General features: G+C 50.7%; 19 protein-coding genes. 13 read left to right on the top strand and 6 right to left on the bottom strand.

What is annotated here, in order from left to right:
- Positions 1–120: 120 nt before the first annotated feature.
- The 3 genes from BUE76_RS16155 (at position 121) to BUE76_RS16145 (ending at position 3,954) form a co-directional block, all read left to right on the top strand.
- A complete protein-coding gene (locus BUE76_RS16155) occupies positions 121–2,151 on the top strand; it encodes a kelch repeat-containing protein (protein ID WP_073043123.1) in 2,031 nt (676 codons plus the stop codon).
- A 118-nt stretch (positions 2,152–2,269) separates the two neighbouring features.
- On the top strand, positions 2,270–3,181 hold the full coding sequence (locus BUE76_RS16150; protein ID WP_073042734.1) for an ABC transporter ATP-binding protein: 912 nt from the start codon (positions 2,270–2,272) through the stop codon (positions 3,179–3,181).
- Positions 3,178–3,954, top strand: coding sequence for an ABC transporter permease (locus BUE76_RS16145; RefSeq protein WP_073042732.1), 777 nt, complete (start codon positions 3,178–3,180; stop codon positions 3,952–3,954). Before BUE76_RS16150 ends, BUE76_RS16145 begins: the two co-directional genes overlap by 4 nt.
- Before the next feature lie 93 nt (positions 3,955–4,047).
- Here BUE76_RS16145 and BUE76_RS16140 read toward each other — a convergent pair whose 3' ends face one another.
- The 3 genes from BUE76_RS16140 to deoC all read right to left on the bottom strand — a co-directional run bounded on the left by BUE76_RS16140 (position 4,048) and on the right by deoC (position 6,800).
- On the bottom strand, positions 4,048–5,229 hold the full coding sequence (locus tag BUE76_RS16140; RefSeq protein ID WP_073042731.1) for a M20 metallopeptidase family protein: 1,182 nt from the start codon (positions 5,227–5,229) through the stop codon (positions 4,048–4,050).
- Positions 5,230–5,493: 264 nt separating this feature from the next.
- Positions 5,494–5,934, bottom strand: coding sequence for a hypothetical protein (locus BUE76_RS16135; RefSeq protein WP_073042729.1), 441 nt, complete (start codon positions 5,932–5,934; stop codon positions 5,494–5,496).
- Positions 5,935–6,128: 194 nt separating this feature from the next.
- The gene (gene deoC, locus BUE76_RS16130) at positions 6,129–6,800 is read right to left on the bottom strand and encodes a deoxyribose-phosphate aldolase (RefSeq protein WP_073042727.1); all 672 of its coding nucleotides are present in this window, start codon (positions 6,798–6,800) and stop codon (positions 6,129–6,131) included.
- A gap of 69 nt (positions 6,801–6,869) precedes the next feature.
- Here deoC and BUE76_RS16125 point away from each other — a divergent pair, with 69 nt between their 5' ends.
- Together BUE76_RS16125 and BUE76_RS16120 are read left to right on the top strand one after the other, a co-directional pair.
- Complete coding sequence (locus tag BUE76_RS16125) at positions 6,870–9,911, top strand: amidohydrolase family protein (RefSeq protein ID WP_073042725.1); 3,042 nt, start codon at positions 6,870–6,872, stop codon at positions 9,909–9,911.
- A gap of 108 nt (positions 9,912–10,019) precedes the next feature.
- Complete coding sequence (locus tag BUE76_RS16120; protein WP_073042723.1) at positions 10,020–11,312, top strand: amidohydrolase family protein; 1,293 nt, start codon at positions 10,020–10,022, stop codon at positions 11,310–11,312.
- A gap of 115 nt (positions 11,313–11,427) precedes the next feature.
- Here the strand turns inward: BUE76_RS16120 and BUE76_RS16115 are convergent, their stop codons facing one another.
- Positions 11,428–12,189 (bottom strand): hypothetical protein, encoded by a 762-nt coding sequence (locus BUE76_RS16115; RefSeq protein WP_073042721.1) that lies wholly within the window; start codon positions 12,187–12,189, stop codon positions 11,428–11,430.
- Between the two features lie 132 nt (positions 12,190–12,321).
- Positions 12,322–15,657 carry a preprotein translocase subunit SecA gene (secA, locus tag BUE76_RS16110; protein ID WP_143157288.1) on the bottom strand — a complete coding sequence of 1,112 codons (3,336 nt, stop codon included), beginning with the start codon at positions 15,655–15,657 and terminating at the stop codon, positions 12,322–12,324.
- A 162-nt stretch (positions 15,658–15,819) separates the two neighbouring features.
- On the opposite strand from secA, the gene BUE76_RS16105 reads away from it, so the two are divergent.
- The 4 genes from BUE76_RS16105 to lysA all read left to right on the top strand — a co-directional run bounded on the left by BUE76_RS16105 (position 15,820) and on the right by lysA (position 19,969).
- A complete protein-coding gene (locus BUE76_RS16105) occupies positions 15,820–16,548 on the top strand; it encodes a hypothetical protein (protein WP_073042719.1) in 729 nt (242 codons plus the stop codon).
- 235 nt (positions 16,549–16,783) lie between these two features.
- Positions 16,784–17,668 (top strand): ATP synthase F1 subunit gamma, encoded by an 885-nt coding sequence (atpG, locus tag BUE76_RS16100; RefSeq protein ID WP_073042717.1) that lies wholly within the window; start codon positions 16,784–16,786, stop codon positions 17,666–17,668.
- 100 nt (positions 17,669–17,768) lie between these two features.
- The gene (gene scpB, locus BUE76_RS16095) at positions 17,769–18,683 is read left to right on the top strand and encodes an SMC-Scp complex subunit ScpB (protein WP_073042715.1); all 915 of its coding nucleotides are present in this window, start codon (positions 17,769–17,771) and stop codon (positions 18,681–18,683) included.
- A 71-nt stretch (positions 18,684–18,754) separates the two neighbouring features.
- Positions 18,755–19,969 (top strand): diaminopimelate decarboxylase, encoded by a 1,215-nt coding sequence (gene lysA, locus BUE76_RS16090; protein ID WP_073043119.1) that lies wholly within the window; start codon positions 18,755–18,757, stop codon positions 19,967–19,969.
- A gap of 62 nt (positions 19,970–20,031) precedes the next feature.
- On the opposite strand, the gene BUE76_RS16085 is transcribed toward lysA, so the two are convergent.
- Complete coding sequence (locus BUE76_RS16085; RefSeq protein ID WP_073042713.1) at positions 20,032–22,776, bottom strand: PAS domain S-box protein; 2,745 nt, start codon at positions 22,774–22,776, stop codon at positions 20,032–20,034.
- A gap of 162 nt (positions 22,777–22,938) precedes the next feature.
- Here BUE76_RS16085 and BUE76_RS16080 point away from each other — a divergent pair, with 162 nt between their 5' ends.
- The 4 genes from BUE76_RS16080 to BUE76_RS16065 all read left to right on the top strand — a co-directional run bounded on the left by BUE76_RS16080 (position 22,939) and on the right by BUE76_RS16065 (position 26,341).
- Positions 22,939–23,421 carry a thioredoxin family protein gene (locus BUE76_RS16080; RefSeq protein WP_073042712.1) on the top strand — a complete coding sequence of 161 codons (483 nt, stop codon included), beginning with the start codon at positions 22,939–22,941 and terminating at the stop codon, positions 23,419–23,421.
- Between the two features lie 48 nt (positions 23,422–23,469).
- Positions 23,470–23,982: a hypothetical protein gene (locus BUE76_RS16075; RefSeq protein ID WP_073042709.1), complete on the top strand. Its 513-nt coding sequence runs from the start codon at positions 23,470–23,472 to the stop codon at positions 23,980–23,982.
- A gap of 75 nt (positions 23,983–24,057) precedes the next feature.
- Complete coding sequence (locus tag BUE76_RS16070; RefSeq protein WP_073042707.1) at positions 24,058–25,458, top strand: MBL fold metallo-hydrolase; 1,401 nt, start codon at positions 24,058–24,060, stop codon at positions 25,456–25,458.
- 298 nt (positions 25,459–25,756) lie between these two features.
- The gene (locus BUE76_RS16065) at positions 25,757–26,341 is read left to right on the top strand and encodes a DUF4136 domain-containing protein (RefSeq protein WP_073042705.1); all 585 of its coding nucleotides are present in this window, start codon (positions 25,757–25,759) and stop codon (positions 26,339–26,341) included.
- The last annotated feature ends 90 nt before the right edge of the window (positions 26,342–26,431 follow it).

Here is a 26,431-nt window from a genome sequence, read left to right as displayed (position 1 = left end):
GGTAAAACTTTTAAATGGTAGATTTCACTTACTTTCAGTTCAATATATAATCCCTCCCCCTCGAAAGCGATTCAACCACCAACAGTGCATCCACCTGGAGCAAACCAGACAAATATGCACATGAAATACAATCGCTACCCCTTACAGGTCCTAATGGCCTTTTTCTTTGTATCTGTTACGCAAAGCACAACTGCCCAGTGGAAACGAAGTGCCAACGCACTGCAAACACGTTCCGAAGCAAGTTCAGTGGTTTACGAAGGCAAGTATTATGTCTTCATGGGTTTCGGTACCCCGGAGCTGGAGCCTGCTACCAATTCGGAAGTGTACGACCCGGTACTGGACGAATGGAAGCTTTTGCAAAGTATACCCGATGGCAAAGCCGTCACCCACCAAGGTGTGGCGCGACTAGACAGCCGGGTGTGGCATATAGGTGGCCGGCGGGGCAACCACCCAGGCCCGCTGACAAATGAAATCTGGATCTATGATATCAGCACGGATAGCTGGAGCCAGGGTCCTTCCATCCTTGATCCGGCAACTGGAAATCCACTGTTGTGGGGAGCCGGGGGTGCGGTGTTTTTAGGGCGCACCCTGCATGTTTTTGGCGGGTTTGTAGCAACTGCCTGTGATGCCGACCAGAGCACCTACCACTTAACACTTGATGTGGATGCCTGGCTTGCCAATCCAGGTGCGCCAGCACCATGGAAAAATGAAAAGGCACCGATGCCTTTAAAGCGTAACCATTTCGGGACGGTTATCTTGAACGGTAAAATTTATGCTATTGGCGGGCAAACAGGGCATGACTGCCGGGGTGGGCAGGACAAACGCTGGAGCCATGTGTACGATCCCGCTACCGACAGCTGGCAACGGTTGCCCGATATGCCCCAGGCCCGCTCGCATGTGGAGGGCAGCAGTTTTGCCGTGGATGGAAAAATTTATGTGCTGGGAGGGCAAGTGGAAGGAAGCATCAATACAAAACTTGCCACGGTTTTCGACCCTTCAGCCAACAATGGTGCTGGTGGTTGGTACAACGATAGTACCCTGCAATTACCCAGCGCCTACGAAGGACCAGCGGCTAAAGTGATAGGCAGTGCTTTATTGTTTTCGCATGGGGGAGAAGGATCCAGCCGCAGGCCCCGAAAGGCCATTTTTACCCAAAGCATTGCACGTAATCCCAACTACCGGTTTTTGCTACCGGCAGGCTGTGGTTCCTATAATTTACTCAAGGGTAGTGTGGCGCAAGGACAAACGCTTTTGTTTACTGCTGACAGCAGTACTGCATATACGGTCAGTTCCACTGCTACCTGGCTAAAGCCAACTAAAGGTGCAAATGGGGTAGCTGTTGTAAATGGCGTTGATATTGGCTATACCATTGATGCTGCCAATCTGGAACCGGGTGAATACCAGGCCAGCCTGGATGTAACAGGGGAAGGTTTTACCAGTGCTTCTTACTGCATTTCAGTAAAAGTGAGCAATGATATACTGGAAGCCGAAAGTGCCGTACGATCCGGAGCTATTCTTGACACACTCCATCCCGGTTATACCAGTAGCGGGTATGTGGATTACCAACATCCTACGGAAGATTTTATTGAATGGACGATTGATGTACCGGAGGCAAGATCCGTGGTGCTTAAGTTCCGGTATGCCAATGGCAGCAAGGCCAACAGGCCCATGCAGCTTACCTTGAATGATTCGGTTCTTACCGCTGCACTTGATTTTCCCACAACGGGAAGTTTCAACAACTGGGGTTATAGTGACATACCTGTCAGTTTGGTGGCGGGCACCAACAATATCAGGCTTATTGCCAGTGGCGCCAGTGGTCCTAATGTAGATCACCTGGCACTTGATTCAGTGACGAATTTACCTGTTGCCACCATGCACATCCAGGCAGACACCTCTGCATCCAGGTCCATGAATATTGCACCCAATCCTGTTATGGGCACTGCTCGCGTAACGCTAAACTGGAGCCCCGTGCACCCTGTAACCGTGCAGGTTTTGGATAGGTCGGGTGCATTGCGCAGGCAAATGCGTTTCAACCAGGTTGCAAACCGCCAACTACTGGTGCCTGTAGAAACACTTCCACCTGCAACTTATATACTTGTGGTGCGGGAAAGTGCTTTTGTTGTCAGCAGGCAAATTATAATTGTACGTTGATTTAAATGGTAATACCTGACAGGTTTTATGTTCCTGTCAGGTGTTACCATTCATCATTTTTTACAGCTGCTCAAGGCTGGGCTATCTATCTTTCACTTACCTAAACAGGTAAGCACAGATGAGCCAACTAATTGTACAAACACAACAACTCACGCATCGTTTCTCGGGAGGCCAACCGGTACTGCAGGATGTAAACCTGGAAGTGCCCGAAGGCAGTATTTATGGTTTCCTTGGTCCGAATGGTGCCGGCAAAACCACAACACTGCGGCTTATCCTGGGCCTGCTGGCTACACAACAAGGCAGCGTTTCCATATTGGGCCGTGATCTTAAGGAACAACGGGTTGCCGTGCTCCGCCAGGTAGGTTCGCTGATCGAGCAGCCTTCCCTTTACGCACATCTTACTGCAAAAGAAAACCTTGAAGTGTACCGGGGTGTTTATGGCGTTGACAAAATTCGGGTCACCGAAGTGCTGCACCTTGTTGGTCTTGCTGCTACCGGCAGTAAAAAAGCCAAACAGTTTTCGCTGGGTATGAAACAACGCTTGTCCATTGCACTGGCTTTGTTGCACCAGCCCAAACTGTTGATACTGGACGAGCCCACAAACGGGCTGGATCCTAATGGCATCATTGAAACCCGCGAACTGGTGCAAAGGCTCAACCGGGAAGCCGGTGTAACGATAATTGTATCCAGCCACATCTTAGCGGAAGTAGAAAAGATGGCTACCCATATGGGCATTATCCATGGTGGCCGCCTGTTGTTTCAGGGAACCCTGCCCCAGTTGCAGGCGTTGAAACAAAAACAGGCTTTTGTGCAACTCCAAACCAGTAATAATGAAGCAGCCCTGGGCGTGTTGAAAGGCTTTGCTCCCGAGCGGCAAAACGGGCACCTGCTGGTGCCTTTTACTTCGCAGGAAGACACTGCCGCCATCAACAGGCTGCTGGTGAACCAGGGCATTGATGTATACCAGTTAAACGCCCGCACTTCCGACCTGGAACAATTATTCCTTGACCTAACCTCACAGTCCAAATGAGCCTTGCTACATCTTACCGTGCAGAACTGCTGAAAACAAAACGCACCTCATCCTTCTGGCTAAGTTTATTGGGTGCCGCATTTATACCTGCTATTTTCCTACTGGCTTACCTGTTGAAACCAGATGGCGCAGCCCGCAGCATGCAGGCCGCACCGTGGAATATGCACTTCTTTATGGGTTGGAAGGCAATGGCTGGCTTCCTGTTGCCCATGTTTGTAGTGTTGCTTTGTGCCCTGGTACCACAAATAGAATATCGCAACAACACCTGGAAACAGGTATACGCATCGCCACAGAGCTATGGTCAGATATACTTTTCCAAGTTGCTTACCATACATACCATGCTGCTGTTCTTTTTTGTGGCGTACAACCTGTTTATGTTGCTCACCGGGGTAACGGCTGCACTGGTGCACAAGCAGTTCAACTTTCTGGACAAAGGGTTTGAAGTAGGTAAGCTGCTGGCACTTAATGTAAAGATTTATATTTCAACAATGGGCATTGCTGCAATCCAGTATTGGTTGTCGTTGCGGTTTAAAAACTTTATTGCTCCTGTGGGTATTGGTTTGGCCATGTTGATAGGGGCTACCGTTGCCAATGCTTTTGATTGGGAGTATATCTATGAACTGCCTTTTGCGCATCCCAATCTTACACTGGAGTGGGTTAATAAAAGTACCACCTATTGGTTGCAGCCACACGAGTGGAATGCATTGGGGTACTTCTTTGTGTTTACCATCATCGGCTTCCTGGACGTGCGGTACCGCAAGGAAAAAGGGTGACCAGTGATCTGGATGATTGTAAAAGATTAAAATGATTAAGGCCGGCTGTTTGTGCAGCCGGCCTTTTTATTTACCAAACAAGGTTTGAAACCCTTATAAGTTTCCCAATGCACCAAAGGTCGCCATCATCCCGATGCCGGTTTCTATGGCACTTTCATCGATGTTGAAAACCGGCGTATGCACGCCAGCCGTGATGCCTTTTGCTTTGTTAGCCGTCCCCAGGCGGAAAAAGCAGCCCGGGATTTCCTGCGAGTAATATCCAAAGTCTTCGGCACCCATACGCATTTCCGTTTCCTGTACAAATGCGGCACCCATAAACTGTTCGCCCAAGGCTCGTGCCTTGGGATACAGTTGTTCGTTGTTGTACACACAGGGGTAGCCCACGTCGATATGAATGTCGGCTTCGCAACCCATACTGGCCACCAGTTCGTTGGTGATCTTGCGGATGATTTCGTGTGCCCGGAAACGCCACTGTTCATCCATGGCCCTGAAAGTGCCCATCAGCTTTACTTCCGTGGGAATAACATTGGTTGTATGCCCACCCTGGAAGGCTGTAATGGACAGTACAGAAGGGGAGAAGGGGTTATTGTTGCGGCTGATAACCTGTTGCAGGGCAACAACAAGGTGTGATGCCACCAGGATGGTATCGGTAGTCCAGTGGGGTGCCGCTGCGTGTCCGCCTTTGCCTTTTACCGTAATATAAATTTCATCTGCCGATGCCATGGCAATGCCACCACGGAATGAAAGCTGTCCTACTTCAAGCTGTGGGTTTACATGGAGGGCATAAATAGCCGAAGGCCTGGGATGCTCCAGTACACCTTCCTTGATCAGGAGGGAAGCGCCTCCGGGGTTTTTCTCTTCGCCGGGCTGGAAAATCAGTTTAACGGTGCCGTCCCATTGATCCTTGGTTTCCGAAAGGATACGGGCGGCGCCCAGCAAACAAGTGGTGTGCACATCATGGCCGCAGGCATGCATGATTCCGGGTCGGGTGCTTTTATAAGGCACCTCGTTTTCTTCTGTTATGGGCAATGCGTCCATATCGGCACGAAGTGCAACTACCCGGCTTTGCGGATTGCGCCCTTCAATCATGCCTACTACGCCGGTAGTAGCTTTTACCTCGAAAGGAATACCGTATTCAGCCAGCTTACCCTGAACAAACTTTGATGTTTCAAACTCCTGGTAGGAGAGTTCGGGATGCATGTGGAGGTGGTGGCGCACCGCAATGAACTCGGGTGCGTATTGTTTGGCTAATGCTTTTATGGTGGATAGTTCCATGTACTATTTTGTCTGCGGCAAAGTTGGGGGATAATTGCACGCAAAGTGCAAGGGGGATTGCTCGCAAAGGCGCAAACTGTTTCACGCAAAGGCGCAGAGGAGCAAAGACGCAAAAAGGAGCTATAAGCTGTAAGCTTCAAGCTGCAAGAAAAAGCAACCCTTAATTATAAACCCAGTGCGTCGTTGCGTGATAACACCTTTGCGTCTTTGCTCCTCTGCGCCTTTGCGTGAAACAAAAAGCCCGCACATTGTGCAGGCTTTCCTTTATTCTTCCGGACTTTCTTCCGGTTTGACTTCAATAACATCGTTGACGATGAAAACCCCTTTTGGAAAATAGGTATTCATCATCCTTTGGTACCGGACCGCTTCATCCCTCGTTTTAAAGTTACCGGCTTTCAGCCTGAAGAAAGGCGCCTGGTACACCAGGTAGGCCTTCAATTCAGGAAAGGCGGTATAAACCTTTGTTTTTGCAGCAATGGCTTCGTCGCGTTTATTGGTGTTCATCACCATCAGGCGGTAACCCCGCATGGTGCGGCCATACATCTTTTTTGAAGAGGTATTGATGCTCGCCTGCTTCGATACCAGCAGGTCGATCCGCGGGTCTTTGTGCACCACCACAGATTGTTCCATCCGGCGGGTGGTATCTATTTGGGATAACCCGGGTAGGCTCAATGCCAGTGTCAGTAGAAGTAAAATAGATTTCATTGGCTTGTTGCCTTTATTTATCAAAAATAGTTCCAGAACTGATGAGTAATGAATGATGAGCAAAGGGTGATTTGTTATGGGTAATTGAAAGTTTAAAGATCATTGAAACAGTTTTGAGGCAGGTTATTATTTGATCTTACACAAATCACTAATCACCATTCACCATTTACTATTCATTGCTCTTTCCTCATCACTCAGTAGTTCCCTGTCCCGGCTGGTTCGCCGTTCACAATGGCAACGCTTGCACTGCAGCCCAAACGCGTGGCGCCGGCGTCAATCAGCTCTTTTGCAAACGCATAATCGCGGATGCCTCCGCTGGCCTTGATCTGGATGTGCTCGGGCAGATTGGCACGCATGGTTTGTACGGCTGTCACCGACGCCCCTTTCGCTGCATACCCGGTTGAGGTTTTCAGAAATTGAACCGGGTACTGGCGGTACAACTGGCAGCAGGTAACAATCTGTTCAATAGTGAGAATGCCGGATTCAAGGATCAGCTTTAGGGTAGCACCGCTTCCACCAATAGCTCCAGTTACTGCTTTGATCTCAGCTTCCAGGGTGTTCAGGTCGTCGCGCAACAGGGCAGCAATATTGATCACCATATCCAGCTCGTCGGCGCCTTTTGCCAGCGCATCGTTTACTTCGGCCACTTTTGCCGTGTAGTGGCTGTAGCCAAAAGGGAAACCAATAACTGTAGCCACTTTTACGCTGCTGCCGGCTACCTTTTCTTTTGCCAGTTCAATGAAGTAAGGCGGCACGCATACTGATGCGAAGCCATATGTCACTGCCTCGGCACAAAGCTTTTCAATCTCGGCAATTGTGGTTTCCGGCTTAAGTATAGTATGATCTATAAAGTGTGCTATTGACATTTGTTTTAGTTATTTTTAGAGCTTTCAAGGAATGCACCGCAGGTGCAAAGAAACCCAAATTCTTATTACATGAGAAAACTCCGACACTGGCTCTTTGGGCTGGGCGGCCTGCTTTGGCTGCATCATGTCCAGGCCCAGAACACCTTCCCCCTTAATGGTGTTGCCGATCCCCGAACAGGTTATTATGCCTTCACCCACGCTACCCTGGTAAAAGATGCAGGTACTACGCTCAACAACGCAACCCTCGTTATCCGCGATGGCCGCATTGTTTCGGTTGGTGCCAACCTGCCCGTGCCATCTGGAGCCGTGGAAGTAAACTGCCAGGGAAAATTCATTTATCCTTCTTTTGTAGATGCCTACAGCGACTATGGTACGCCTGCCGTGCAGCGTGCTCCAGGTTTCAACTTTGGCGCACCAGCCCAGTTGAACACCGCTACCAAGGGTGCTTACGGCTGGAACCAGGCACTGAAGGCAGAGCAAAACGCGTTCGCAGTTTTCACCGCCGATGAAACCAAGGCCAAATCCCTGCGGGAAGCTGGTTTTGGTGCGGTGCTCACCCATGTAAAGGATGGCATTTCGCGTGGTACCGGAGCCCTGGTTACCCTGGGTGGCGACAAAGAAAATTTTGCGTTGCTAAAAGAGAAGGCTTCTGCCCATTACTCTTTCAGTAAAGGTTCTTCTACCCAAAGCTATCCTTCCAGCATGATGGGTATGATTGCCCTGTTGCGCCAGACTTACCTGGATGCACGTTGGTACAAGCAAAACCCTGTTACCGAAGGAAAGAATCTGACGCTCCAGGCCTGGAATGAAAACCAGGGTCTGCCCCAGGTATTTGAAGCCAACGACAAGTGGAATGTGCTGCGTGCCGACCGCATCGGTGATGAAGCCGGCGTTCAGTACATCATTAAAGGCGGTGGCAACGAATACCAACGCATTGGAGAAATGAAAGCGACCAATGCTACGTTTATCCTCCCGCTCTCCTTCCCCCAGGCGCAGGATGTGGAAGATCCTGCCGATGCACGCATGGTATCGGTGTCGGACATGAAACATTGGGAACTGGCACCCACCAACCCCGCAGCTTTTGAAAGGGCCGGCATTCCTTTCTGTCTTACCACTGCCGACCTGAAAGATGCCCGTGAGTTCATGAGCAACCTGAAAAAAGCCATGGCTTATGGATTGTCGGAAACTGCTGCCCTGAATGCCCTTACCAAAACACCCGCAACTGTTCTTGGTGTGTACAACGAAGTGGGTAGCCTTGACGCCGGCAAATGGGCCAATTTCTTTATCAGTTCCGGTCCCGTATTTAACGATAAAACGGTTATTTACCAGAACTGGATCCAGGGTAAAAAATACGTGGTAAAAGATGAAAACTGGGCTGATCCCGCCGGTTCTTACCAGGTGGTGTTCAATACTGCTAATGGCCCGGTAAACTATACCCTTAACGTGAAGAGCGGAACTTCCGCAGCACTGGTGGGTGGTAAGGATACCGTAACCTCCAAGTTTTATTATGATGGCCGTTCGGTGCGCATCAACGTAGCACCTGAGCGCAGTACGGAAAATTTGTACCGCTTATCAGGCACTGTAGGTGGCCAGGGCTGGACCGGTTATGGCGAAGACAGCCTGGGTAATCGTTTTACCTGGACTGCCACCGCTGCCAACCCCGCAACTGCAAAAGCTGATAGTGCCCGCAGAAAGGCACCCGGTGCACTGGGTAAAGTGACTTATCCCTTTGAACCTTTTGGCTATGAAGAAGGTGCTCAGCCAAAGGCCGAAACCATCCTGGTGCGCAATGCAACCGTTTGGACCAACGAAGCTGATGGTGTTTTACAAAATACCGACGTGCTGCTCCGTGATGGCAAGATTGCCGCAGTGGGTAAAAACCTCACTGCTGCAGGTGCCCGTATTATTGATGGTACCGGCAAGCACCTGACCCCTGGTGTGATTGACGAGCACTCGCATATTGCGGCTGCCTCCATCAATGAAGGTGGCCAGAGTGTTACCTCTGAAGTGCGGATTGCGGACAACCTCAACCCCGATGACATCAACATCTATCGCCAGTTGAGCGGTGGTGTTACTACCTCCCATATCCTGCATGGCTCAGCCAATACCATTGGTGGCCAGACCCAGCTGATCAAATTGCGTTGGGGTGCCAACGACGAAGGACTGAAGTTTAAAGGTGCTGATGGCTTCATCAAGTTTGCTTTGGGTGAGAATGTAAAGCGTACCTCCTCTACCCAGAACAATCGCTTCCCGGACACCCGTATGGGGGTGGAGCAGGTGCTCACCGATGCCTTCACCCGTGCCAAGGATTATGAAAAAGCATGGAAGGAATACGAAGCTAACAAAAGCAAAAAAGGTGCAGTGGCGCCCCGCCGCGACTTGGAACTCGATGCCCTTGTGGAGATCCTCAACAGCAAGCGTTTCATTACCTGTCACTCTTATGTGCAGAGTGAGATCAACGCAGCTTTGAAGGTGGCGGATAAATTGGGCTTTAAGTTCAACACCCTGACGCATATCCTGGAAGGCTACAAGGTTGCCGACAAGATGAAGCAGCATGGTGCTGCAGCTTCTACCTTTTCCGATTGGTGGAATTATAAAATGGAAGTTATTGATGCCATTCCCTACAATGCCACCATCATGCAGCGTGTAGGGCTTAATGTAGCCATTAACTCCGATGATGCCGAGATGGCCCGCCGCCTCAACCAGGAAGCTGCCAAGAGCGTGAAGTATGGTGGTATGAGCGAAGAGGATGCCCTTAAAATGGTGACCCTCAACCCTGCCAAAATGCTGCATATCGACAAGCAGGTTGGTTCTATCAAAACGGGCAAGGATGCCGATGTGGTGCTGTGGAGCAACCATCCCCTGAGCATCTATGCGCAGTCGCTGTATACCATTGTTGACGGTACCGTTTTCTACGATCGTGGTAAGGACGAGCAAATGCGCAAATCCCTTGCCGCCGAGCGCCAGCGCCTGGTACGCAAAATGGTAGGCGAGAAGCGTGGTGGTGCTGCGGTTACCCCCGCTTTGCCCAGCTACCAGTTGATGCATACCTGCAGCGACCATTCGCACAGCCATGGTTTATTGACTGTAGATGCGGAGGAGGTTGAGTAATCCTTCCGCGTTCTCTGCTACTCTGCGTCCTCCGCGAGAAATGTTTCACGCAGGGGACGCAGAGTAGCGGGGGACGCAGAAATCATTCGATTATTAATAGAACATTCAATGAAGAAGTACTTTATTCTTTTCTCAATAATTAGCGGCTTTTCGGCTCACAGCCAGGAAACTGTTTACCCTGCCCCGGCACAAAAAGGCGCGGTAGTGATTACCAATGCCACGGTGCATGTGGGTAATGGACAGGTACTGAACAACGCTTCTGTTGCTTTCGAAAATGGCAAGATTACCGCGGTGGGTTCCAATGTGACCCCAGCTGCCGGTGCTACGGTGATTAATGCCCAAGGCAAACAGGTTTATCCCGGCCTCATACAATCCATAAGCAATCTAGGCCTGGTGGAGGTGAACTCCGTTCGTGCCTCCAATGATGCACAGGAGCTGGGTGAACTTAATCCCAATATCCGGTCAATTGTAGCATACAACACCGATAGCAAGGTAACCAATACCCTGCGGGGGAGTGGCATCCTGCTGGCCAACATTGTACCCCAGGGCGGGCTGGTTGCCGGCCGTTCTTCGGTGGTGCAGCTGGATGCATGGAACTGGGAAGATGCGGCCTACAAAATGGATGCAGGCCTGCATGTGTACCTGCCCCTGCTGATGCCGCGCCCTTCGTTTATTCCTGCAGCAGCCAATGCCCCCGACCCGGTGAAAACCGGCCTGGAAGCCATCGACCGGTTCCGCAGCTTCCTGGGTGAAGCAAAGGCACATTTTGCCGTAGCTGATAAATCGGGGCAGACCAATCTCAAGTTTGATGCGGTAAAAGGCTTGTTTGATAAAAGCATGAAGCTGTTTGTGCATGCCAACACCATCAAGCAGATCCTGATCGCCGTTGATTTGGCCAAGGACTTCGGGCTGGATATGGTAGTTGTGGGCGGTGCCGACAGCTGGCGTGTAGCCGACCTGCTGAAGCAAAACAACATCCCTGTAATTCTGAGCCAGAGCCACAGCCTGCCCATCTTGGACGACGATGATGTGGACCAGCCTTATAAAACGCCGGCACAATTGCAGCAGGCAGGTGTGCTTTTCGCCATTTCTGATGAAGATGGCCAAACCCGTGGCCGCAACCTGCCTTACAATGCCGGCACAGCTGCTGCCTATGGTTTATCCAAAGAGCAGGCACTCCAGGCCATAACCCTCAATGCGGCTAAAATTCTCGGCATCGCCGATAAAACCGGCTCTATTGAAGTGGGTAAAGATGCCAATATCGTTATTGCCAATGGCGATCTCCTCGATATGCGTTCTTCAGTGGTTACAGATGCTTTTATCCAGGGTCGGAAGATTGTACTGGATGATAAGCAGAAGCAATTATATGAGCGCTATAAGCACAAGTATGAATTGAAGTAGTGGTATGCTGTTTCACTCCTAAAAAGGCCGCCTGCTTGGGCGGCCTTTTTTATTGCATGTTCCAGGTATAAGAAGCTTTTTGCTGAACTGAAACAATAGGGCACCATATCAGTGCTTAATTCCTGATCGCTTGCAGGTCGGCCTGGCAATGCACATCCAACTCAGGGATTTTACCCTTTACCAGGTAGGCAAAACGATCATCGGTACCAATACGGTAATACATCAGGCATTCTTTATTGCTGCAATGGCCGTGGTGGTCTTCATCCTGGTGGTCGCTCAGCATGTCCGAACCTTTGTTGATGAGCCCCAACAGGTGGCCTACTTCGTGAAGTAATACCGTTGTTTCCAGCTTGGTGCGGTCGGGTTGGCCAATTCTTCCCGAGTGATCCTTGATCATTTGGCCAAACAGCACAGCCGAAGTGTTGCGGTAAGCAAGACCCGCAATTTTTTCATTGATATACCTGCCGTTGGTGTACAGGATGTACAGGCCAAGTTCCTTTCCATTTGTATATACGGAGCGGGAGCTTCGTTCCAGTCCCAGAACATTCTCGCGGTTCAGAATTTTATCTGCTGCCGGATCAATTTGTTTTACTTCCAGGTAAATGCCGTCGGGTTTATCCAGGTATTGCTGTAAGAAAATCTGCAGGTTATACAAGGATGCCTTATCGGGTTCAAAGCCCTCCATGTACTGAATTTCTACCCGTAACGCAGTATACCTATCGGCGCGCAAGAGGTCTTTGGCGGAGGCGCCAATGCGCTGGTTGTGCAGGTAGGCCTTGTCTGTCAGTTCTTCCTCGCCGGCAATCACCTTTACACATCCGGCAAATGTAAATGCCAGCAATACAAATGCTATGGATAGTATAATGTGGTACCGCATCTCTTCTTGTTTTCTTACCAACAAGTTCCGACTTATTGCCGGGGTTTGATGATAGGAAGCTGTTAAAGCATGCAAGAAAAAAGCCACCGGCTGACCGGTGGCTTTTGAGTTATTTAAGCAATGCTGACTTGTTTACACTACATCCTGTCCGTGGCAGTTCTTGAACTTCTTGCCGCTTCCGCAGGGGCAGGGATCGTTGCGGCCTACCTTAGGTCCAACCTTGATGGGTTCCTGCTTTACAGGTACGCTGTCGTTGGGGCCTAGGTAGTCTTTTTCATTGGCGGCATAGTCGTCGCCAATAGCATCAATCTCTTCCTTGTTGGCCAGCAGTTGGCTCATATCGGTACGCTCAATAGGCGCTTCCTGCATCATCTCCTGTGGTACTTCCTCGGTTACCGGCAGGTTGGCATGGCAAAGGAAGGAAACGATCTCTTTGTTTACCTCGCTGCTCAGGTTTTTGAACAGGTTATAAGCTTCCACCTTGTAAATCACCAGCGGGTCTTTCTGCTCCAGGTAAGCCGTTTGTACGCTCTGCTTCAGATCGTCCATGGCACGGAGGTGTTCCTTCCACTTGTCGTCAATGATGGCAAGCGTGATGTTGCGCTCCATGGCATTGGTAAGCTCCACACCTTCGGAAGTGATGGTTTTTTCCAGGCCGGCCATTACGTTGATGCCCTTGCGGCCATCGGTAAACGGCACGATCACGTTTTCGATATGCGCACCCTGTGTTTCGCGGATATTCTGGAAAACAGGCGTGGCCTGTTGCTGTACCGCAACCTTGTGCGCCTGGTAGTTGGCCACGGCTTCGTTGTACAGTTCTTCTGTCAAACGGTTGGCATCCGTACGCTTGAAGTGCTCTTCGGTGATTTTGGTATCGATTGCGAAGTTGATGATGCAAGCCATCTTAAACCCTTCAAAATCATCCTGCTCGCGGTAAATGCTTACCAGCTCTTCAGCAGTTACAGAGAAGGCATTGTCAATATCCAAGGCCAGGCGGTCTCCAAACAGTGCGTGGTTGCGGCGCTCGTAAATGGCATTCCGCTGTTTGTTCATCACATCATCGTACTCCAGCAGGCGCTTGCGGATACCAAAGTTGTTTTCCTCCACCTTGCGTTGTGCCCGCTCGATGGATTTGGTGATCATGCTGTGCTGGATCACTTCGCCTTCTTTGTAACCAAAACGGTCCATCAGTCCGGCAATACGCTCGGAGCCAAACATCCGCATCAGGTCATCTTCCAGCGAAACATAGAACTGCGAAGAACCGGGATCACCCTGGCGGCCGGCACGACCACGCAGCTGGCGGTCAACCCGGCGGCTTTCGTGGCGCTCGGTACCAATGATAGCCAAACCACCCGCTTCTTTCACACCAGCACCCAGTTTAATATCGGTACCACGGCCCGCCATGTTGGTGGCGATGGTCACAGCGCCGGGAAAGCCGGCTTCTGCTACAATCTGTGCTTCCCTTGCGTGCTGTTTTGCGTTCAGTACGTTATGGGGGATCTTTTTAACCTGCAGGGCACGGCTGAGCAGTTCGCTCACTTCTACCGAAGTGGTACCTACCAGCACAGGACGGCCTGCATTGCGCAGCGTTTCGATCTCGTCGATCACTGCCTTGTATTTTTCACGCTTGGTTTTATATACCAGGTCCTGTTCGTCTTTACGTACCGCCTGGATATTGGTAGGAATGGTTACCACATCCAGTTTGTAGATACTCCAAAATTCTCCTGCTTCTGTTTCGGCAGTACCGGTCATGCCACCCAATTTGTGGTACATTCGGAAGAAGTTCTGAAGGGTAACGGTAGCATAGGTTTGGGTAGCTGCTTCAATCTTCACGTTCTCCTTGGCTTCAATGGCCTGGTGCAAACCATCGGAGTAACGGCGGCCTTCCATGATACGGCCTGTTTGCTCGTCAACGATCTTCACAGCGCCTTCAATTACTACGTACTCAACATCTTTTTCAAAAAGCGTAAACGCTTTCAGCAGTTGCTGTACCGAGTGAATGCGGTCGGCTTTTGCAGAGTACTCGTTCAGGATGGCTTCTTTGTGCGCCATTTTCTCCTCGGCCGACATCTGCGATTCGTCGATCTCGCCCAGGCGGGTAGAAATATCGGGCAGTACGAAGAACTCTGGGTCCTCGTTGGCAGCGGTGATGGCCGCCAGGCCCTTATCGGTAAGGTCTACCGACTTTTGTTTTTCTTCGATGTGGAAAAGCAGCTCCTCGTCCACGATCCCCATATTGCGTTGCTGGTCGGCGATGTAGTAGTTCTCTGCTTTTTGCAGTTTAACCTTGATGCCGGGTTCGCTCAGGAACTTGATCAGCGGGCCGTACTTAGGCAGGCCACGGTAGGCGCGGTACAGGTAAAGGCCACCGCTCTTGGGATCATCGTCGCCTGCAGCGATGCGTTTTTTTGCTTCGTTGAGAAACCCACGTACCAGACGCTCCTGTGCTTCCACCATGTGGTGTACACGGGGTCGGAGAATATGGTATTGCTGGTCGTCGCCACGCGGCACCGGGCCCGAAATGATCAGGGGCGTACGGGCATCGTCAATCAGTACGGAGTCAACTTCATCCACCATGGCAAAATGGTGCTTGCGCTGAACCATTTCTTCTGGTGTGTGCACCATGTTGTCGCGCAGGTAGTCGAAGCCAAATTCGTTGTTGGTGCCATAAGTGAGATCGGCCATATAGGCACGGCGGCGGTCTTCGGAGTTGGGCTGGTATTTATCAATACAGTCCACCCGCAGGCCAAGCCACTCGAAGATGGGACCGTTCCACTCGCTATCGCGTCGCGCCAGGTAGTCGTTCACCGTTACGATGTGTACGCCTTCACCTGCCAGTGCATTGAGGTAGGAGGGGAGGGTAGACACGAGGGTCTTACCTTCACCGGTAGCCATTTCGGCAATCTTGCCCTGGTGCAGCACAATGCCACCAATCAGCTGCACATCGTAGTGTACCATGTTCCAGGTAACGGTGCCGCCGGCGGCGGTCCAAGTATTTTGGTAAATGGCCTGGTCGCCTTCAATACGGATATAATTTTTACCCATCGCAACCAGCTCGTGATCCAGTGCGGTAGCGGTAGATGCGATCTCTTTATTTTCTTTGAAACGGCGGGCCGTTTCTTTTACCACGGCAAAAGCCTCGGGCATGATTTCCTTCAGGATATCCTCGATCTTCTGGTCGCGGTCTTTTTTCAGTTTGTCCACTTCCTGGTAAATGGTATCCTTACCTACCAGGTCGTCGAAAGAAAGATCGTCAGCCTTCTGGTTGGTAGCTGCAATTTGTGCGTCTACGTCTTTCAGGTGGTCGGCAATGCGCTGACGAAAGAAAACGGTTTTATTGCGAAGCTCGTCGTTGGAAAGCGATTGGTACTGCTGGAAATTTTGGTTGATCTTGGCGACAATGGGCATGATGGTCTTCACATCACGTTCCGACTTGGAGCCGCCAAATAATTTGGAAAAAAAACCCATAATATTCTGTTGTCGTTGAAAGTTGCTTGTTGTCAAAAATGGGGCTGAAAAGTTTTTCTGGCCAAATTGACAGGCCGCCAAAGATAACGGTATTTCCCTACCTGATTGGCAAGTGCCTGAATGGGGGTTGCGGCTGGCATAAGGTTTTGTGATTGTTTAAACATGCCCCCTTATTTCACCGCTACCCTCCGACCGACTGCGCCGCTTTATGCCTGGCTTCTGGCACTTGCATCTATGGGCATGCTGCTGCAGGGTTGTGCAGGCAATGAGCAGGCGCCCGCTAAAGAACCGGCAAACCCGCCGCCAATTTTTGCCGACTACCGGGTATGGGCCGCTGAAGGCGACAGTATGGCTACCTGCATGCTGCAATTCTTTACCGATCAGCAAAAACGGCAGAGCCTGTTGCTGGAAGCGCCTGCAAGGGTGCAACTCGATCAAACTGAACTGGAGGGAGATAGTGCCCGCATTACAGGAACTTATTACGAATACCAGCAAGTTTTATCCTCTTTTGGCGGCAGGCATACTATCCTGTTCCAATCGGAAGATAAAGTGACCTTCAGGGATACCTTCTACTTTCCCCTTTTTACCCTGGCCGCCGAGCTGCCGGAAACGTTGGCAAAAAAAGACCTGGAAATCCGGCTGGCTGGCCTGCCCGATGGCTCCCGCCTGCGGATGGTGCTTACCGATACTGCTTTTGCGGGAAACGAATACAATGAACAATACCTGGTAAAAGCAGGGGCCATTGTATTGTCGGCTGCACACCTGGAGCAGATGCACAGCGGCCCCATCGTGCTGTACCTCTCGGCAGAGGAAGACCGACCGCTGGGGGGCAAGCTGCCGGGCAATTTATCGGTAACCTATAGCCTTACCCGCAGCTTTCTGCTGGAATAAACCGGCAAGCCTGCGTTAAGATTATCCACAAGGGCATTCTATCGGCTTACAGATATGGCAGTTTCCCCTGCTACCCTTACCTTTGCGCACCGAATACAGAACCGTTGATGTGCAGGATTGAGCAAGGATTTGCCGGAGCGGCTTGTCTCCGCCTTTTCTTTTCCATTGGCCTCAGCGGTGATGTTGGAGCGATTAAAGCCGTTCCAAAACCCAAACATTAAACTATAAACTTTCCATGGCTGGTCAGTTAAAAGAAGTACGCAACAGGATCAAATCGGTGCAGAGCACCCAGCAGATTACAAAGGCAATGAAAATGGTGAGCGCTGCCAAGCTGCGCCGTGCTACCGACGCCATCATCCAGATGCGTCCTTATGCCCGCAAACTGCAGGAAATGCTGAGCAATATTGTGAGCAGCAGCGAAGGGGAAGGCACCCTGGCCCTTGCCTCCGAGCGCCCCATTGAACGGGTACTGTTGCTGGTTATTACTTCCGACCGCGGACTGGCTGGCGCCTACAACGCCAACGTGATCAAGGCTGCCAAACAGCTGATCGCCGACCGTTATGCCACACAGGCTGCCAAAGGGGGAGTGGAAGTTTGGGCCATTGGTAAAAAAGGGTATGAAGCTTTTGCCAAAACCAATTTCAAAACCAGCGATAGCTACCGCGATACCTTCCTGAACCTTTCCTTTGAAAACGTACAGAAGGCTTCACAGGCAGCTATGAAGGCTTTTGAGCGCAAAGAATTTGATGCCGTAGAGATCGTGTACAGCGTATTTAGGAACGCAGCTACCCAGGTGTTTACCACCGAACGTTTCCTGCCCATTCCCAAGGTGCAGAAAGTGGAAGGTGCCAAGGCCGCCGGCGAATTCATCTTTGATCCCAACAAAGAGCAACTGATCGCCGAACTGATGCCCAAAATCCTGAATACCCAGCTGTTTAAAGCGGTACTGGATGCCAACGCATCGGAACACGGCGCCCGCATGACTGCCATGGACAAAGCTTCGGAAAACGCCAACGAGCTGCTCCGCAACCTCAAAATTTCTTACAACCGTGCCCGCCAGGCTGCCATCACCACCGAACTTACAGAGATCGTGAGCGGTGCTGCGGCTCTGCAGGGTTAAAAGATAATTTGCTAATGTGCTAATTAGCCAATGTGCTGGGGTGGGCTGCTGTCTTCCTTAGCATATTGGCTAATTGGCTAATTGGCACATTCGTTTTTCTATGGAACTTTCCGAACTCATCCCACACATCGAAGCGCTCATATTTGCTTCAGACAAGCCGCTCACCAGCGCTGAGATCACCGAGTTGATCAACAGCGCTTTTGGCTTTATGGAAAACAAGGTGACCGTGGAGCAGATAGAAACTGCGCTGGAAGGCATTGTGGAGAAATACGACTCGGAATTTTATCCGTTTACCATCAGGCAGAGCGGCGGTGGCTGGCAGTTCCTAACCAAAAAGGAATACCACAAAACCGTTGCCCAGCTCAATGGCGAAAAATTCTTGAAAAAGCTTTCGGCTGCAGCGCTCGAAACCCTTGCCATTATTGCTTACAAGCAACCCATCACCAAGGGCGAGGTGGAACAAATCCGGGGGGTGAGTGCCGATTATGCCATCCAGAAACTTTTGGAAAAAGAACTGATCATCATTGCCGGGCGCAACGAGCTGGCACCCGGTCACCCGCTGGTGTATACCACGTCCAAGAGCTTTATGGATTATTTTGGCTTGAACAGTCCTGCCGACCTGCCCAAGATCAGGGAAGTGCTGCAGGAAAATATTGTGCAGCCCACCCTGGTAAATAATACCGAGTTTGAGCCCAGTGAAGAACTGGTAGTATCGGAAGATGGCGAATTGGTGGATCGTACCGAGGTAGAAGGAAACGAAGACGGCGCCCGCCTGTTTGTGGATGGCGTGGAGCCCGATGCGGGTGGCGGCACCAGCGATATCGCTGAAGAAGCCCGAATCGACCTGGCAGATGCTGCCGATGGTACTTCCGGCGCTATCCCTGCCAGCACCAACGATGCTGCGGAAGCAGCCCGTGCTGGTGCCGACGATACCGCTGAATGGGAGCGAAAACCGGATGAGGATGACAGCACAACTTCCGCCGATGATACCGGTGCGGAGGAGCAGCCATCCTGAATTTTGTAAAGCGTTGTTTCAACGCTTTTGTTTTGTTTACAAATGAAAATGCCGCAGGTGCGGATCTTTATATGTCACAGAATTTATTGCATACACAACTGGTAGAACTGGCCAACCGTTTTGGTACGCCCCTTTATGTTTACCACGCCGAGAAAATCAAAGAACAATTTGAGAGCCTTCAGGATGCCTTTACCGGTACCAAGGCCCGTTTTTTCTACGCCTGTAAAGCACTTACCAACATCAACGTATTGAAATACGTGCAAAGCCTGGGTGCCAATATCGATTGCGTGAGCATCAACGAGGTGAAGCTGGCCCTGAAAGCTGGCTTTACACCCGACCGTATTTTGTTTACCCCCAACTGCGTTGATTTTTCAGAAATCGAAGCCGGCAAAGACCTGGGTGTGAATCTCAATATCGACAACATTTCCATCCTGGAGCAGTTTGGTGCCAAGTACGGAGGTTCTTATCCTATTTGCATCCGCTTCAACCCCCACATTATGGGCGGCGGCAACTATAAAATTTCCACCGGTCATATCGACAGCAAGTTTGGTATTTCCATTCACCAGATGCGCCATATTGAACGGGTGGTAAAAACCACGGGCCTCAATGTGCGGGGGGTGCACATGCATACCGGTTCCGATATCAAGGACATCAACGTGTTTATCTCGGGCCTGGAAATCATGTTCGAGGTGGCAACGCATTTTCCGGATATCGAGTTCATTGACCTGGGCAGCGGTTTTAAAGTGCCTTACCATGAAGATGATGTGCGTACCGATGTAAAAGCACTGGGCGCAAAGGTGAAACATGCGTTTGATGCCTATGCCAAGGAAACAGGCAAAGAGCTTGAAGTATGGTTTGAGCCCGGTAAGTTCCTGGTGAGCGAAGCCGGCTATTTCATAGTAAAAGCCAACGTGATCAAGCAAACTACAGCCACCGTATTTGTGGGGGTAAACAGTGGCTTCAACCACCTGATCCGCCCCATGTTTTACGAGGCTTACCACCGTATTGAAAATATTTCCAATCCCTTCGGCAACCCGCGCATTTACACCGTGGTAGGGCATATTTGCGAGACCGATACCTTCGCATGGGACCGCACCCTCGCCGAAGTGCGTGAAGGCGACCTGCTGGTATTTTATAATGCAGGTGCTTATGGTTTTGAGATGTCTTCCAATTTCAACTCGCGCCTCAAGCCTGCCGAAGTACTGCTGAAGGATGGTGAAGCACACCTCATCCGCCGCCGCGATGAATTTGAAGACCTGCTCCGCAACCAGATCGAGGTATTGTAAAAAGTAGCGCGATTAATATTAAAAAAGGGTTTGAACAGGTTATATGTTCAAACCCTTTTCTTTTAGATGGCTCCCTGCTTTTCAGGCAGCAGCACATGAAAGGTAGCGCCTTTGTCTTCCTCTCCCTCGGCATAGATGGCTCCATGGTGGTTGACCACAACTTTTTTACAAAGGGCTAAACCAATACCGGTGCCTTCATAAGTACTGCGGTTGTGGAGCCTTTGGAAGATGGTAAAAATTTGCTGCGCGTAATCGTTCAAAAAACCAATGCCGTTGTCGGAAAAACGGAGGTGGTAATAGGTACCACTGCCTTTCAGGTGCTGTGCTTCCAGCAAAGCCGGGTCGGCAAGGGCGCAACTTACCTTAACCTCTGGTACCTGGCCTGCTTTGGTAAACTTAAGCGCATTGCTCAACAGGTTATAAAACAACTGGCTCATTTGCACAGAATGCGCTTCTATGTGGGGCAGTGGTTCTATATGCACCTCTGCACCTTTTTGAGCAATGGAAAGCTCCAGGTCGCCAATGATGTTTTTAGCAATGGTATTCAGGTCAACCAACTCAAAGGCCGCAGGCTCGCTCTGGTTGAGCCGGGAAAAGTCCAGCAGGTCGCGGATCAGTTCCTGCATGCGCGAACTGGACTGCCAGATGCGTTCAATATAAGACTTCGATTTGTGCAGGTCTCCGCGCTGCAGTTCGCCCTCCAGCATAGTGGTAAAGGTGCGGATCTTGCGCAGCGGCTCCTGCAGGTCGTGGGAGGCCACATAAGCAAACTGCTCCAGTTCGGCATTGGAGCGCTCCAGGTTTTCATTTGCTTCCTGGAGGTCCCTCGTACGTTCGGCAACTTTTTGTTCCAGCAGTTCGGCGGAGCGGCGCTGATCGTCAATATCGGTGCAGGTACCAAACCACTTGATGATGGTTCCTGCCGCATCGCGCATCGGTATGGCGCGGCCAAGCATCCACCGGTACACACCATCGTAGCGGCGCATCCGGTATTCTATCTGGTAGATGGCGCCCGTTTCCAACGAGTGGTGCCACACCTGCCAGGTACGTTCCGAGTCGTCAGGGTGCAGCACCAGGCTCCATCCTTTGTCCTTTGTGGTTTCGTAATCCAACCCGGTATAGTCGTACCACTGTTTGTTGAAAAAATCATGATACCCATCGGGCTGTGTGGCCCAAACCATCTGCGGCATAAAGTCGGTAACGAATTTGAACTCCTGGATCAAGGTTTCCAGTTGCCTGTTTTTCTGTTCCATATACTCCTGGTAGCGGCGCTCTTCGGTGATGTCGCGAAACTGCCAGGTCCAGCCGAAATACCGACCTTCCTTCCCGCGGATAGGATAGCCGTATCGTTCTATGATCTTCCCATTTTTCAGGTATACTTCATCCAAACTTCCCGATACCGGGTTGTTGTACAAATAGGTGATCCTTTCGTTAAATGCTTCGTAGTTGATGATGGTTTGTTCAAAATAGCCCAGCAGTGCTTCCCGTGAAGGGTTAGCAACCACCTCTTGAGGGAGGTCGAACACTTTCACATAACCCTTATTGAAATAATTGAACTTGTAGTTTTGGTCGATAACCAAAATGCCCAATGGCGATGCCTCGTTTTGGGCTTCCAGCAATGCAGTGCGTAGTTCAAGGGCATCCTGCGCAGCACGGTAGGCGGTAATATCCCTGAACTGCCACAGGTAGCCATAATGCATTCCGTCCTTGCCCGTAACTGGCCGCCCTGTCCGCTCAATGATACGGCCATCTTTAAACCTGAATTCGTCGGAGGCCACTTCCATATTGCTTTCATAGCGGTCTTTAACCCGGCGTATAAACTGTTCCGGTTCCTGTACCATGGTTTGGGCATGTTCCAGGGCCCGGTTGTCGTCTTTGCTGTCGATGATTTCCTGCGGCATGTGCCACATCTCTGAAAAACGCTTGTTTTGGGAAAGGATTTTGCCTTTGGTATCTACCAGCAGCAATCCATATTCGGTAGCTTCATTTTGGGCTTCAAGCTGGGCGGTGCGGAACTGAAGCTCTTCCTCAGTCTGTTTGCGATCGGAAATGTCGAGCACCGAACCTATATAACCTAAAAAACGTCCTGCTTCGTCGAAGCGGGGCAGGGCAGAATCAAGCATCCAGCGATACTGGCCACTTTTGGAACGCAGCCGGTACTCTACCCTGAAAGCTCTTTTCTCCGTATTGCTGGCTACAAAAGCTTCCTTGGTTTTGTGCCGGTCATCGGGGTGAACGGCATCTGCCCAGCCAATTCCACTTCCTTCTTCCATGGTCTGACCGGTAAATTCAAGCCATCGCAGGTTCAGGTAATTACAGTGGCCATTGGGGTCGGTAATCCAGATCATCACCGGGGCGCTATCAGCCATATTGCGGAAGCGCGCTTCACTTTCCTGCAGTTGTGCTTCCGCTTCTTTTTGTGCGCTTATATCCGCGATGGTACCAACAAAGCGGTAAGCCTTGCCGGTTGCATCGAAATAGGCTTTCCCTGTAGCCCGCACCCAGCGGGTGATGCCATCCTGTATGCCCACCGTGCGGTACTCAATATCATAGGTGCCACCCGATTCCGGATTGAAAGCATGCTGCACTACCTCTTTTGTTCGCTCCCGGTCGAGGGGGTGGAGGCCGGAGAGGAAAATATCGAAGCTCATGGGAAAGGGATCAGTGATGCCAAAAAGCCTGTAACAGTGAAGCGACCAAACCAGTTCATCCCTTACCAGATCGTAATCCCAAACGCCCACACCTGCCGCTTCCAGGGCAGTTTTTAACCGTTCCGATTCAATCTGGGCATTTTTTCCAATTAGCATTCCGAAATATCCTTAAAAAATGGGGTAATGAAAAACTAACCGCAAAAGAACAGCCATTTGTAAACAATGGTAGCCAGATTACTTTAATTCAATCCGCTCACTGCTGCCTGGAGGGTGATTGGCAAGCAGGTTTAATACCTATTTTGCAGCAAATACAAGCAGATGCGGTTTTTGATCATACTGGCTTTACTATTTTCTACACCGGTATTTGCCGGCGACAGTACCCGCCTGTACAACCCGGCAGCCAATGCCGAAAAAGATATTTCGGCCTTGCTGCTGAAAGCCAAAGCAGAAAAAAAGCATGTGCTGATACAGGTTGGCGGCAACTGGTGTATCTGGTGTTACCGGTTCAATGCGTTTGTGCAAACCGACACCCTCCTGAAACAATTGGTTAGCGACAATTACCTGTACTATCACCTAAATTACAGCAAGGAAAACAAGAACCTGGCGGTGCTGGCGAGGCTGGGCTACCCCCAGCGCTTTGGTTTCCCGGTGATGGTGGTGTTGGATGCCAGGGGTCAAAGGTTGCACACCCAGAATAGTTCGCTGCTGGAAAAAGGCAACGGCTACGATGACCGTAAAGTGAAAGCCTTTTTGCAGGCCTGGTCGCCAGCAGCCTTTTTACCCGAACTGTATAAAGAGTAACTTGTTGCCTGGGCGCCGGGAGTAAAAACACCGGCTCCATAACCCTTTATGCCGCCAGAAACCGCCACTTCTTCCACTGCCGCAGCCTTTCTTTCCATGATCAGGAAACCGGTCAAATTGCGGGTTTTCCTGCTGCAGAAGTTACCTGCCGCTTACTTCAGCGGATTACGGGTAGTGTCCGCTACCGAAACAGTAGCCGCTGTGAGCGTACCTTATAAATGGTTTACCCAGAATCCTTTCCGCTCTACTTATTTTGCCTGCCTGGCAATGGGTGCAGAGCTCAGTACCGGTATATTGGCCATGGCCCAGACCTGGGGACGAAATCCGCCCATTTCCATGTTGGTGACGGGCGTTGAAAGCCGTTTTTACAAAAAAGTTACCGGTATCACCTTGTTTACCTGCAGCGAGGGCAGCCAGGTGAAACAAGCCGTTGTAGCGGCCCATACTACGGGACTGGCGCAAACAGTGAAAGTGCGATCGGAAGGCAAGAGCGAAAAAGGCGAGCTGGTCGCCGAGTTCTGGTTTGAATGGTCGTTTAAAGCAAAAAGCACGGCAACCTGAGCCGTGTTAGGTTGCCCACAGGCAATAAAGCTTACCTTAAATCCTCATGCTCTATCACCTGACCAACTACCAATTATGAAAATTGCTTTCCATGGCGCTGCCCGTACCGTTACCGGTTCCAAACACCTGCTCACGCTGAAAAATGGAACAACCATCCTCCTGGACTGTGGATTGTTTCAGGGCATGGGAAAAGAAACGGATCCGTTGAACCGCGATTTTGGATTCATCCCTTCGCAGGTGGATATAGTGGTGCTGTCACACGGCCATATTGACCATTGCGGTTTGGTGCCCCGCCTGGTAGCCGAAGGTTTTACCGGACCCGTTTTTTGCACGCCGGCAACCGTGGCGGTAGCGGCCCTGCTGATGGAAGATTCGGCCCGCATACAGGAAAGCGATATCAAATACACCAATAAAAAGCGCAGGGTAGAAGGTCGCCCGCTGGTGGAGCCGCTGTACACGGTAACAGATGCGCGTACTGCAACCCAACAATTCAAAGCTGTTGATTACAACCAATGGACTCCGGTATCGGAAGGTGTGGAACTGATGTTTACCGATGCCGGTCATATCATTGGCAGTGCCGCCGTGCACCTGCGCATCACCGAAGACGGTCAAACCCGCCAGGTCAGTTTTAGTGGCGACCTGGGCCGTTACCGCGATGTGATCCTGCGTTCACCGGCCCCGTTTCCACAGGCCGATTTTATTATCATGGAGTCCACCTATGGCAATAGCCTGCACGCCAGCATCAGTTCCAGTGTAGACCTGCTGCTCCAGTGGATAGAAAAGGTTTGCCTGAAGCGAAAAGGCAAATTGATCATCCCGGCATTCAGCCTTGGCCGCACCCAGGAAATCCTGTATGCCCTCAACCAACTGGAACTTGAAAACCGGCTGCCCAAGGTGGATTATTTTCTCGACAGCCCGCTGAGCATTGCCACCACCGACCTGGTAAAACGGTTCCCTGAGTATTTCAACAAACAAATACAACAGGTGCTCAAAGCGGACAATGACCCCTTCCAATTTCCTGGTTTGCGGTACATCACTACCGTTGAAGAATCCAAATTGCTCAACTATCATAAAGAGCCCTGTGTCATCATATCGGCTAGTGGCATGGCCGAGGCTGGCAGGGTGAAACACCATATTTCCAACAATATCGAAAACTCACGCAACGCCATCCTGATGAGTGGCTACTGCGAGCCCCACTCGCTGGGCGGCCGTTTGCTGGCAGGGAATAAGGAGGTTAGCATCTTTGGTATAGAGCACGAAGTGCACGCCGAAATTGGCGCCATCAAAAGTATGAGCGCTCATGGCGACTACGAGGATATGTGCCAATGGCTGGCCTGCCAGGATACAAAGCAGGTGCAGCAACTGTTCCTGGTGCATGGCGAGTACGACGTGCAGTGCGAGTTCAAGGAGCGTTTGTTGCGCAAAGGTTTTACCGATGTGCAGATTCCGGCCCAACACCAGGAATTTGGGCTGTAATAAATTGGTTTTTCCATTTTTGTGAAAAATCCTAAATTTCCTTTGGTTTTGGGAATCGGGTATGCCTCCATGCTGCTTTTTGCGTTGGTGTTGGTACCTGTTTTCGTTACATAGGCTTTCTCTTTTGCGTCACCCCACCTGGTGATTTGGATACAAGCATTTTGATAAATGCCCCTGCTGGGCTAGGCCTTTTTCAGTTTCTTTGTTCATGGTGCCAAATTGTTAAAGGCTCAGTTTTCACAAAGCCTTTGAACATATTGCTGCGCTTTTTGCGTCTATAAGGCAAAAAGGAGCGATCATGAAAACTGTGAAACTGCTGGGACTCCTGTTTTTGGCAGCTTTTGTAGTGAGTGGCTGTGCTGCTGTTGCCCATATTGAAACGGACGAAACAGTGAACTTCAGCCAGTACAAAACCTATGCATGGACAGAGAGCCAGGTGCAGGATTCGGTACAGAAAAGGAAAGTGTCGGATCTTACAGAAAGGATAATCAAGGATGCAGTACAAGTAGAATTGGAAAAGCAGGGTTGGGTGGAAAGCAAGCAAAAGCCCGATGTGCTGCTTGCCTACGATGTGTTGGTAGAAAAATCCATCCGGGATCAAAGCAACCCGATGTTCTCCCGGCCATTTACCCGTTATATGTTCAACCCATACAGCGGCAGATGGTTTGGATTGCATTACCCTTCGCAGTTCCTGGGTTACAACAACTTTTCGCAGGAAGTGCGGGAAGGCACTGTTACCATCAGCATGGCTGATGCAAGAACAGAAAAAACGGTCTTCCAGGGTTGGGCAACGGATGAAATGTCGGGCCGCAACCTGACGAAGAAAGACATCCAGTCGACCGTGCGGAGCATCTTCCGCAAGTTCGATACGGTGAAACGCTAGTTTATTTTTTGCTTATCATAACTACGAGCCCCCTTTCCAGGGGGCTTTCTTTTTCAAAAAAAATTTGGCTGAAATTTGCCGCTGCCTATC

Origin of the sequence: Cnuella takakiae (assembly GCF_001953305.1) — a bacterium.
In the GTDB taxonomy this organism is placed as follows: Bacteria; Bacteroidota; Bacteroidia; order Chitinophagales; family Chitinophagaceae; genus Flavisolibacter; species Flavisolibacter takakiae.
The sequence above is the reverse complement of the archived record's forward strand: the minus strand, read 5'-3'. Positions and strand labels throughout refer to the sequence as shown.

What these genes read in the sequence shown, in the direction of transcription:
- BUE76_RS16155 (WP_073043123.1), top strand. Translation starts at nt 121, where the DNA reads ATGAAATACAATCGCTACCCCTTACAGGTCCTAATGGCCTTTTTCTTT.
- BUE76_RS16125 (WP_073042725.1), top strand. Translation starts at nt 6,870, where the DNA reads ATGAGAAAACTCCGACACTGGCTCTTTGGGCTGGGCGGCCTGCTTTGG.
- lysA (WP_073043119.1), top strand. Translation starts at nt 18,755, where the DNA reads ATGTCACAGAATTTATTGCATACACAACTGGTAGAACTGGCCAACCGT.
- BUE76_RS16065 (WP_073042705.1), top strand. Translation starts at nt 25,757, where the DNA reads ATGAAAACTGTGAAACTGCTGGGACTCCTGTTTTTGGCAGCTTTTGTA.
- BUE76_RS16140 (WP_073042731.1), bottom strand. Translation starts at nt 5,229, where the DNA reads ATGGAACTATCCACCATAAAAGCATTAGCCAAACAATACGCACCCGAG.
- atpG (WP_073042717.1), top strand. Translation starts at nt 16,784, where the DNA reads ATGGCTGGTCAGTTAAAAGAAGTACGCAACAGGATCAAATCGGTGCAG.
- deoC (WP_073042727.1), bottom strand. Translation starts at nt 6,800, where the DNA reads ATGTCAATAGCACACTTTATAGATCATACTATACTTAAGCCGGAAACC.
- BUE76_RS16080 (WP_073042712.1), top strand. Translation starts at nt 22,939, where the DNA reads ATGCGGTTTTTGATCATACTGGCTTTACTATTTTCTACACCGGTATTT.
- BUE76_RS16105 (WP_073042719.1), top strand. Translation starts at nt 15,820, where the DNA reads ATGCCCCCTTATTTCACCGCTACCCTCCGACCGACTGCGCCGCTTTAT.
- BUE76_RS16150 (WP_073042734.1), top strand. Translation starts at nt 2,270, where the DNA reads ATGAGCCAACTAATTGTACAAACACAACAACTCACGCATCGTTTCTCG.
- BUE76_RS16120 (WP_073042723.1), top strand. Translation starts at nt 10,020, where the DNA reads ATGAAGAAGTACTTTATTCTTTTCTCAATAATTAGCGGCTTTTCGGCT.
- BUE76_RS16075 (WP_073042709.1), top strand. Translation starts at nt 23,470, where the DNA reads ATGCCGCCAGAAACCGCCACTTCTTCCACTGCCGCAGCCTTTCTTTCC.
- BUE76_RS16135 (WP_073042729.1), bottom strand. Translation starts at nt 5,934, where the DNA reads ATGAAATCTATTTTACTTCTACTGACACTGGCATTGAGCCTACCCGGG.
- BUE76_RS16070 (WP_073042707.1), top strand. Translation starts at nt 24,058, where the DNA reads ATGAAAATTGCTTTCCATGGCGCTGCCCGTACCGTTACCGGTTCCAAA.
- BUE76_RS16085 (WP_073042713.1), bottom strand. Translation starts at nt 22,776, where the DNA reads ATGCTAATTGGAAAAAATGCCCAGATTGAATCGGAACGGTTAAAAACT.
- BUE76_RS16145 (WP_073042732.1), top strand. Translation starts at nt 3,178, where the DNA reads ATGAGCCTTGCTACATCTTACCGTGCAGAACTGCTGAAAACAAAACGC.
- BUE76_RS16115 (WP_073042721.1), bottom strand. Translation starts at nt 12,189, where the DNA reads ATGCGGTACCACATTATACTATCCATAGCATTTGTATTGCTGGCATTT.
- scpB (WP_073042715.1), top strand. Translation starts at nt 17,769, where the DNA reads ATGGAACTTTCCGAACTCATCCCACACATCGAAGCGCTCATATTTGCT.
- secA (WP_143157288.1), bottom strand. Translation starts at nt 15,657, where the DNA reads ATGGGTTTTTTTTCCAAATTATTTGGCGGCTCCAAGTCGGAACGTGAT.